The organism is Collinsella sp. D33t1_170424_A12, from assembly GCF_015554865.1.
In the GTDB taxonomy this organism is placed as follows: domain Bacteria; phylum Actinomycetota; class Coriobacteriia; order Coriobacteriales; family Coriobacteriaceae; genus Collinsella.
The window spans coordinates 1-8,277 of the sequence record NZ_JADNJJ010000185.1 but is presented as its reverse complement, the minus strand read 5'-3'; the positions used below and the strand labels follow the sequence as shown (position 1 = coordinate 8,277).

Annotated in this window: 8 protein-coding genes; 5 read left to right on the top strand and 3 right to left on the bottom strand. The window is 59.8% G+C overall.

The window, feature by feature from the left end; all coding sequences use genetic code 11:
* Positions 1-808 (top strand): hypothetical protein (locus I2E26_RS07795; RefSeq protein ID WP_195420281.1); only part of this gene is annotated, 808 nt, incomplete at its 5' end.
* Between the two features lie 107 nt (positions 809-915).
* Positions 916-1,101, top strand: coding sequence for a Sec23/Sec24 zinc finger-containing protein (locus I2E26_RS07790; protein ID WP_195420280.1), 186 nt, complete (start codon positions 916-918; stop codon positions 1,099-1,101).
* A 1,473-nt stretch (positions 1,102-2,574) separates the two neighbouring features.
* On the opposite strand, the gene I2E26_RS07785 is transcribed toward I2E26_RS07790, so the two are convergent.
* Positions 2,575-2,775, bottom strand: coding sequence for a hypothetical protein (locus I2E26_RS07785; RefSeq protein WP_195420279.1), 201 nt, complete (start codon positions 2,773-2,775; stop codon positions 2,575-2,577).
* A 35-nt stretch (positions 2,776-2,810) separates the two neighbouring features.
* The gene (locus tag I2E26_RS07780) at positions 2,811-3,950 is read right to left on the bottom strand and encodes a DUF389 domain-containing protein (RefSeq protein ID WP_370551472.1); all 1,140 of its coding nucleotides are present in this window, start codon (positions 3,948-3,950) and stop codon (positions 2,811-2,813) included.
* A 156-nt stretch (positions 3,951-4,106) separates the two neighbouring features.
* Between I2E26_RS07780 and I2E26_RS07775 the strand changes: the two genes are divergently transcribed.
* From I2E26_RS07775 to I2E26_RS07765, 3 genes are all read left to right on the top strand, one after another.
* The gene (locus I2E26_RS07775; RefSeq protein WP_147588587.1) at positions 4,107-4,382 is read left to right on the top strand and encodes a NifU family protein; all 276 of its coding nucleotides are present in this window, start codon (positions 4,107-4,109) and stop codon (positions 4,380-4,382) included.
* Between the two features lie 118 nt (positions 4,383-4,500).
* On the top strand, positions 4,501-5,340 hold the full coding sequence (gene lgt, locus I2E26_RS07770; RefSeq protein WP_195420278.1) for a prolipoprotein diacylglyceryl transferase: 840 nt from the start codon (positions 4,501-4,503) through the stop codon (positions 5,338-5,340).
* 194 nt (positions 5,341-5,534) lie between these two features.
* Positions 5,535-6,296 carry an ABC transporter permease gene (locus I2E26_RS07765; RefSeq protein ID WP_195420277.1) on the top strand — a complete coding sequence of 254 codons (762 nt, stop codon included), beginning with the start codon at positions 5,535-5,537 and terminating at the stop codon, positions 6,294-6,296.
* 508 nt (positions 6,297-6,804) lie between these two features.
* On the opposite strand, the gene I2E26_RS07760 is transcribed toward I2E26_RS07765, so the two are convergent.
* Positions 6,805-7,857 (bottom strand): ABC transporter substrate-binding protein, encoded by a 1,053-nt coding sequence (locus I2E26_RS07760; RefSeq protein ID WP_229056503.1) that lies wholly within the window; start codon positions 7,855-7,857, stop codon positions 6,805-6,807.
* Positions 7,858-8,277 lie beyond the last annotated feature (420 nt).

The following is an 8,277-nucleotide window of genomic DNA, read 5'->3' as shown; positions in this document are numbered from 1 at the left end:
GGATGTAGAAGAGCATGGTCAAGAGCAGGTTCAAGTGGAAACCCCCGTGGGGGCGGAAGATAGGACCGCGGTCGATATTGCCGCAGCTGCGAATGCTGCGATAGAAATCGCGTTGCTGGCGGTTGAGTTCCTGCCTGGTGGCCCCGTTGCTTCCAAAGTGGCAAGGGGCGTAAAGAAGTTTGCTCCGGCTGCGAAAGTTGTTGCTCAAAAGTTGCCAGACATGGCTCCCGTTGTGGTTCAGATGGCCGAGAAAGCACATGATAAAATGCCCACCGCTGCTTCAGCTGGCGCCGGGAAAGTGAAAGGCGCTGTCAAAGATGCTTCCGACCAGCTTGGCGAGAAAGGACGAGCGCTCGGAGCAAGGGCCCGCGATGCATTTGAAGAGCGCGAGCGCGAAAAGATGCTCAAAGCTGCACGAAAGGCTTTGCTAGATGGCGCCGGTAACAAATTGACTGTCGGCCAGTTTCTGCAGAACTGGGAATTGCAAGTGTCGCCCGTGGGCATGATCGGGGATGGTTATATGGCGTTCAGCGGCTGCTATGCCATCGCCACGTATGCATCTGTGGTCAAGAAGGGTGACTTCAGCAACTTCAAGGGTATCTATATCGGTAAGTCCGAAAACATGGGCAAAGCGATTTATAGCGATCTAATTGGCTTGGGCAATGTGGATGTATACGCAGACGTGAAGTACAAGCAGCACGTTTACATTCTGCTCTATCCGTGTTCCCTGAATAAGATCGATGAGCTTGAGGCGTCGTTGATTACGGCGCTGGATGCTGACCTCTCGTACAACAAGGCGAGGGGATAATGGCTGCATGCTATGTCGATGTCTTATATGAATGCGCCCAAGCCAGTCAAGGCTCATGAGTGATGAGAAAGTCTATTCAAGCTGATCAGCATGAGAGAGGAGGGGAAATGAGCGATAGATTTCCAGATGTTGATTGGTGGCGCGATCGCTACGGAGCGCTCCTGAATGCTCAAGATGGCTTTGACGACAACCACTATGTGTGGAAGTGTACGGGGTACGGGCATAAGAACAGTATCTCAAGTGAGAACATCTACGATTCACATACAGACTTCTATGCATTCAAAGACAACTGATTGTTTGCACGTTTTTGTTTGTGGGAGGTGAAACGATGTTCGAGACCTGTCCCAACTGCGACATGCCGCTGGATGGTGCGGATTACACGGCGCAATGGGGGGAGGGACAATGAATGTGGCTATTGGACTTGCCCTCACTGTGGCGCAGAGGGGTAGAAGATTGGTGCGCTGATGACGACTAGGGCGTCTAGGTGATTCAACTGTTGTTGACAAAAAGGAGCTGGTGACTAGTCGATGCCACGGGCTTTTAGTGTGGTCTAGTGTTGGTTGTTCTTGATGGATTTACGATTGCTACTGTGGCAATAAGCTCCAATATGAATTGACTGCTATTTTGCAATTAGCCGAAAAGCCTACTTGTTGTTCCACCCTGTATTTGAAGGGTGGATGAATGGACAAAACCATTTGAGTCGTAATGAAATCGGTGCATCTGCGATAGGAGCTTGTCAGGCCCGAGCCTTAAGGGGCCTGTCAATTCGATCGGAGCGGCTTTCTTGCTGATTGCATGGGTTTGCAGCGATTGCATTATTGGACTATAAGAGCTTAATAAAAGAGGTGACGTCAGATGTTTGGTAAAGTGCGAAAGACGAGAAGCGACTGCACTGTAGGAACATATGAAAAGAAGCATGGTATGCCGAAGGGTACAATTCGTCTTCCGAACGGAAGGAAGGCTAGAAAGGATAAGACCCTTGGTGCTCTTCGGAAACAAAGCGGCAACGAATATCGCTAATCCAGGCTAGTAATAATACGTTGTCTTGCTTCGGGCGACGCATGGTGCACTCTCTGGATATACGGAATATGCCGCCGACGTTGCCGTGGGGTCGCCTAGCGGCAGCAGGAGGCGCTGCACTCGCAATAGAGCTTAATCAAGCGTCTGTCGATATAGTCATGCTGGCCAGATTTGATGGGAAGCGGCTCTGTCGGTGCCTGCTTTGGAATCTTGCCGTCGTTATTTGTCAGGACGCAATCGCCTTGCTGGGTGAGTCAAGCTGTCGTGGAGTTTGGCGACGATGCATCTTTGCAGACAGGCACGTGGATGGGCTGCGGCCTTCGTTTGCCTAAAAAGGCGTTAGCCGCCCACGATAAAGAGGCTAGGCAATTCCGAGGTCTCCTTCGGCTTCGTATTTGAAAATGAGATAGGCGTTGTCGTGGAGGAACCGCTCGATCAAGTGGATCTCCGCTGCAGAACAGCGTCCTCCTCAGGACTCCCAGGTATATGATGGCAGCTCGCAGCGAACGGAGTGGAAGTCCGCGCCTGTAGGCAGCTCGAAATGCGCGATTGCTTTCCGAACGCCTTCATTTTCGATGATGCCGGTATGCATGACTTCAGTGCCGCCGGCGAATGCGAAATACGGGTGCATCATGGATCACCACCCTTGAGCGTATCGAGGCGTACAGCATGCTTCTTGCAGCTTGGTATGCCCGTGGGCGCACGAGCCGGCCTGCGGCGCCGCTGCGTGCCACAGACCGGCCTACCTACTTGAACAGGTCCTTCAATCCGAAGGTGGTCTTGCGATAGACCTTGTTGTACGCGGCTTTCTTGGGATCGCGCAGCCAGCCCATGCCCTTCTGGCCGTAGTCGGGGATAAGCGCCTTCTTTACGGCGCGCTTGGCTTTGCCCGTCGTGCGGGCGGCGAGTGATTTCTTTAGGCTGGGTTTGCGCATACCGAATTTCATAGCGTTCACGCTCCTCGATCGTGATGTAGCGGCGTCTATTCCGTCGTGAACTCCACGCGGTCGAGGCCCTCGACGTCGAGGCGGATGAGCTCCTCGGCCATCGTGCGCTGCGCCGCGTCGAGCTCCTCCGATGTCACCACGCGTGCTACGAGCTCCTCCTCTACCTTGTCCGTCGCGCTGCCGCCGTTCGCCTCGGCTTGCAGGCCTACCGTGTAGCGTTCGAAACCCGGGCAGACCACGGCGAGCTCCTCGGCCGTCTCGGCCGCTCCATAGGAATCGGGCGTGGGATCGTCGGCGGCCTTGACGAGGTTGGACGTGATGAACAGGCTCGGAATAGCGAAGATGGCCGTGCCCAGCAGGATGCGCCAGCGGATCTTGTGCGACTTCGCGCGGACGTCGGCGTCCTCCTCGGCCGTTACAACGCCGTCCTCGTTCAGGTCGCGCTTGAGCGGCACGCGCAGCAGCACCAGTACCACCATGGCGGATAGCGAGATGAACACCACGTTCACGCCGAACTCGTATAGGGCCGATAGCGCCACTCCCAGGTTGGCCGCGGCGATGCCGTAGCCCGCGGCGCACAGCGGCGGCATGAGCGCCGTTGCTACGGCGACGCCCGAGATAAGGGTTGCCGGTTCCTGATCGCGCGAGTTGCCCAGGCCGCCCGCGAAGCCTCCTACGAGCGCCAAGATCAGGTCCCATACCGTTGCCGTCGAGTTGTCCGCGAGCGACGGCGTCATGCTCGCCACGGGGGAGAGATGGAAGTACAGCGTGGATGTTATGAGGCAGAACACCATCTGTATGACGAGTCCCGCCACGGCATCGCGCGTGAGCGCGCGATCGAAGGTGGCGACGCCGTAGGCGATGGCAAGCACCGATCCCATGATGGGGCAGATGAGCATGGCGCCCACGATGGCGATCTCGGAGTTCGTATCCAGGCCGATACAGGCGATGATCATAGCGATGATGAGGATGCAGATGTGGTTGCCGTTGAGCCGCGCGCTGTTGACGAAGCGCTTGCGGATCACATGGTAGGGCGCGCGTCCCTCGCGGATGTTGAACGTGTGCTGGATGAACCGGTGCAGGCTGCGGCAGAGGCGCTGCGGAGCGGACCGCTCTCCGTGGCGGCGACGGTGCCGGTCGATATACTTTTTAAGGTCGGGATTGGTGCTTGCCACGACGATTCACCTTGCTGACGTTGGGGGCGTGTGCGGTGTGACCGCGCGATGCGGCCGCGTGGTATAGTGTACGCTCACATGGGTACAACCCGTGGCATAACGTGTGAGCTGCGCGCGCCGGCGGAACGGCGCTGCGCTCGTCGAAAGGACTGCCCCATGGCAGTAGATGAGAAACTCCTCCTTGAGGTCCTCGAGCAGATTCGCCCCAACCTGCAGGCAGATGGTGGCGACATGGCGTACGTGGGCGTGGACGACGAGGGCGTGGTATCGCTTGAGCTGCAGGGTGCTTGCGCCGGCTGCCCCATGAGCCAGCTCACGTTGTCCATGGGCGTGGAGCGCATCCTGAAGGAGCACGTGCCCGGCGTCACGCGCGTCGTGGCGGTCAACGACGGCCCTGCGTCCGATCTGTACGACGACTACATGCCGTTTTAATCGAGCGCATACACGCGGTAACGTGCGGTTGCGCAAATTCGACGGGCGCCGGGCAGGCGCCCGTCGCGTTTAAAGAGCGGCGCGCACGCAGCGCCGCTCGTTTCAAGGAGGTTGCTCCATGCTCAACGAGCTCTACCAGATGCTCGACCCGGTAGCATTTTCGGCCGGTCCCCTCACTATCTATTGGTACGGCATCGCCTATGTGGTGGGTTCTATCCTTGCGGGCGTCGTGGCGTACCGCGTGCAGCGACGCTGGAACATGGGACTCACGGTGGACGATATCTGGATGCTCGTCACGGGCGCGGTCTTCGGTCTCATCATCGGCGGCCGTCTGTTCTACGTGATCTTCTACGGCGATGGGTACTACCTGACGCATCCCTTGGAGATCTTCGCTACCAACCAGGGAGGCATGAGTTTCCACGGCGGCCTGCTCGGCGGCCTGCTCGGCGGTTACGTGGTGTGCCGCATGCTCAGGCTGTCTCCGTGGACGGTTGCCGATTTCGCCATCGTCGGCGTTCCTCTCGCCCTGGCGCTGGGCCGCTGCGCCAACTTCGTGAACGGCGAGCTGTGGGGTAAGCCCACCGACCTTCCCTGGGGCGTGGTCTTCGGCGGCGCCGCAGGCGAGATGCCGCGCCATCCCTCCCAGCTGTACGAGGCATTTCTCGAGGGCATCGTGTTGTTCGTGGTGCTCTATGCCATGAGCCGCAAGCGTCCGGTGCCTCCGCAGGGGGCGTTTATCGGTACGTTTGTGCTCGGCTACGGCATGGTTCGCTTCCTGATCGAGTTCGTCCGCGTGCCCGATGCCCAGCTGGGCTACCTGTTCGGCGGCGTGATCACGATGGGTCAGCTGTTGAGCCTTCCTCTGATCGCGATAGGCGCCGGGCTGCTGGTCTATGCATACCGCGCGAAGCGCCCGCAGCGGGCCAAGCTGGTCGACGACGCGCCGGCGCAGCAGTGAGCGCCTCGCCTCAACCGTGGTGCTGGCTTCGCCCGATGGTTCCAGGGAGGGGGCGCTGCGTCGGCGTCGTCCGCCGGCGTCTGGATGGAGGCGACGCGCCGGCAGGGGTTCGCGAGCACCGGCGCAAGAAGACGGAATGAGTGCGCGCCTGTTCGGCATGTCGTCGGACGGACGCCTTCATGAAGGGAGCAATCATGGAAGGCGGACGTGTGCACGACGCCGCTTGGAAGGTGGCTGCGTATGCTGCCTCTACGGTGGCGCTGCTTGGGCTTTGGCATCTGGCGTCGCTCGTCCTCGCGTCTCCCGCCCTGCCCGCGCCGCTTGAGACCGTCCGCGTGCTCTATGCCTATCTTCCCGAATTGCTGCCCGCCTTTCTCATAAGCTTGTATCGCGTGCTGGCGGCGCTGGCTGCGGCATCGATTCTGGCGATACCGCTGGGTCTTGCATTGGGCAGGTCGCCCCGTCTGGACGCCCTCGTCTCTCCCGCCTTGCACATCCTCTATCCCATTCCAAAGGTCGTGCTGCTGCCCATCTTTTTGGTGATGCTCGGCTTAGGGGATGCGTCGCAGATTGCGCTCATGGCGGTCACGGTGTTCTTCCAGATTCTGATGAGCGTTCGGGATGCTGCTGCTTGCGTGCCGCGGGGGTCGATCCTGGCCGCTCGAAGCCTGGGGGCGGGTCGTATCTGCACATGTCTCCATGTGGTGGTGCCCGCCGTGCTGCCAGAATTGTTCACGGCGCTTCGCGTTGGATCCGGGACGGCGATCGCAGTGCTCTTTTTGTCCGAGGCCATCGCGGGGTCGACGGGCTTGGGTTATTTCATCGTCGACTCCTGGTCGATGATCGACTATCCGCGCATGTTCGCCGGCATGATCGGCATGGCGCTGCTGGGCGTGGGGATCTACGAGGCGCTCGCAGGGGTTGAGCGCGCCTTGACGCCGTGGAGAAGGGCATAGCGTTGCTGCTCGTGCAGGCCGAACGGTGCCGGACGTTCGAAGCAGGCTGGAATCGGCAGCGGAACTGCATATTTTCCAATTGGATCTGCATAGAATAACGGTACTGCTCTTGCATGGCACATGAACAGCGTTCAGTCATTGTTGCCTTGGCATTAAATGCACATTTTGAGTCTTTTGTGTCCCCGGAGAAGGGCTTTGCGCGCCATTTCGATGCGGGTTACGCGCCCGTTTGCGGATGATGGCATGGAATGCGCCCTTCATTGCAGGTCGACGATGCTGGAGTACGCAACTTATTCCTCGATTGGGGAAGTATTCACCTCGCACACGGGTACTCAAAGACTCAAAATCGACATTTAGTGCCATCGCGTATCGACGGGCCCCTGCATGAGGCGGGAAGGAGCTCGAAAGGGGCGTGCGGCACGCTCGTTCGGGGACATCCGTATGAAAAGCCCCTGCCGCCTCGATGGACGGCAGGGGTGCGGGAAGTGGGTCGTATTGGCTCGAGAGATTAATGAACGGGATCGAACGCGCCGCTTTCCTCGTCGTAATAGAGCGCGTTCTTGAGGTAGCCGCGTTCGAGCATCCAGTCGAGCTGGGGTTGAACCATGTCGCACGTAGGGCGTGTGCACGCGGGGTATTGGGATATGGGGTAGGTCTTGGCAAGGGGCGCGGGGAGTTTGGCCTTCTCTACGAGCAGAGCGCGATAGTTCTCGGGATCGCTGTTGATGGCCTGGGCCGCCATCTCCCATCCGCGCTGGATGGCCTCGACGGCGTCCTCGCCGCCTGGTGCGTCCTCGAATGCCTCGCGTACCACCACGACCGATTGCGAGAGGTTTTTGCCCTCGGCATCATGGGCATCATCCATGATGGTGGTGCAGCCGTCGATCTCGCCCAGCGCGAGCAACGTTGCCGGCAGGGCGGCGGCGCCGACGTTTCCCGAGGTCATCATCTCGTAGCGCACCGGGAGCTTCTTGATTTCCTGCTTGTCGAAGTCGCCTTGGCCGATGCCCTCGATCTCGAGAAGCCTGTCCATGACGTACTCGGGAACGGTGTTGGAGCCCACGCCGATGGATGCGCCGCGCAGGTCTTCCGCCGTCTTGATAGGCGAGTCCGGTCCCACCATGATGCCGAAGCGCCCCTGTTCGGGCGTGGCACCTAGGGCGATCCATTTCAGCCGTACCGGCGTGCCCCCTGCGGTAAGGGAGGCCGAGACCTGCGGATCGGTCATCGCCATATCGATGTCGCCCGAGGTGAGCGCACTGGAGAGCTCCTGCGCGCTTTGGAACGTCGAGATCTTCACGTCGACGGAGCCGGGGAAGAGCACGTCGGCCTGGGCTACCCAGCCTGGGAGGAAATCCTCCGTCATCATCGTGCCCAGGCGTACCGTTGCGGGGCCGGTGGAAGCCACGGCCGCCGAGCCGGCGGAGGCGGCGGCGGCAGAGCCGCGATCTCTTTCATTTTTCGCGGTACAGCCTGCGAGGACGAGTGCGCCGAGCGCGCCGGCGCCGGCCAGGAAGCTGCGGCGCGTTGGATAGGATGGGTCGGCAAGGTTCGTGTTCAAAACGGGTCCTCCTGTTCGGTCGTGCGCTGCGGGGGTGTGGAGGCTGGCGTCGAAGCAAGGGCGCCGTCGCGCGCTCTCGCGGCGTGAAACGGTCTTCAGGGTCGCGAGTATAGGAATCGCTCCGCCATGCGTGTGAACATCTGGTAGGGCGGTGGGCGCGAAGGGCGGCGCGGTTCTGGAGGGGTGTGTAGACGGTGCGCGCCGCCTCCATGGGCATTGCATGTGAGCTTGGCTCGCGCTAAATTTCACACTTTCGCAGCAGGGGCATTCGGTATATTATTTCCCACGTCTGTTTAATCAGGGTCACCGATCCGCAGCGACCGTGCGACCGATGCGCATATTCGATAGGAGTCTCGCATGTCCGGACACTCTAAATGGGCAACTACCAAGCATCGTAAGGGTGCGCAGGACGCCAAGCGT

What these genes read in the sequence shown, in the direction of transcription:
- I2E26_RS07790 (WP_195420280.1), top strand. Translation starts at nt 916, where the DNA reads ATGAGCGATAGATTTCCAGATGTTGATTGGTGGCGCGATCGCTACGGA.
- I2E26_RS07775 (WP_147588587.1), top strand. Translation starts at nt 4,107, where the DNA reads ATGGCAGTAGATGAGAAACTCCTCCTTGAGGTCCTCGAGCAGATTCGC.
- lgt (WP_195420278.1), top strand. Translation starts at nt 4,501, where the DNA reads ATGCTCAACGAGCTCTACCAGATGCTCGACCCGGTAGCATTTTCGGCC.
- I2E26_RS07765 (WP_195420277.1), top strand. Translation starts at nt 5,535, where the DNA reads ATGGAAGGCGGACGTGTGCACGACGCCGCTTGGAAGGTGGCTGCGTAT.
- I2E26_RS07785 (WP_195420279.1), bottom strand. Translation starts at nt 2,775, where the DNA reads ATGAAATTCGGTATGCGCAAACCCAGCCTAAAGAAATCACTCGCCGCC.